We start from the raw sequence: 511 nt of genomic DNA, 5'->3' as shown, positions 1-511 counted from the left end.
CAGAACGAACTGAACCAGTCAGCTGGTGATGTGCTGCAAGAGAAGTATGTCGAAGCTACCGAAGCTATCATGGTCGGTGAAGACCGTCTGTGGTACTCGCAAGTTAAGGCACTGATCGGCGTCGATAACCCGCCGTCGATCATCCCGGGCCAGCTCACGCCGTACACGTTTGCGAACGTGATGACAAACGTGACGCGCTGGGGCCTGAAGGCTCCGCACGTGCTGATGGCGTCGGACCTGTACCAAGATATCATCGGTAACTCGGACTTCTTCCAAGCGATCGACCCGGTTGCTCGTCACGTACTCCTGTTGACCGGTGAACTCGGTGTCCTGTACGGTTGCACGATCACGTCGGACGCATACCGTCACCCGGAACACAAGGTCCTGAACCAAGGCGAATTCTTCGTGATCTCGGACGCGCTGAACCACGGCGCTTACTCGGATCGCGGCGGTCTGCAATCGCAGCCGATCGACATCAGCATCGAGAAGGTGCCGGGTCGTGGTTGGGTGA

Annotated in this window: 1 protein-coding gene; it reads left to right on the top strand. The window is 57.9% G+C overall.

Annotated elements, in window-relative coordinates; all coding sequences use genetic code 11:
- A partial coding sequence (locus AC1RPX_RS07645) for an HK97-fold major capsid protein (protein WP_481763312.1) occupies positions 1–511 on the top strand: 511 nt, incomplete at both ends.

This window comes from Dellaglioa sp. CoH-56-MRSF-14 (assembly GCF_056782115.1).
Note: the sequence above shows the minus strand (reverse complement) of the source record. Positions and strands in the feature narration are given on the sequence as shown.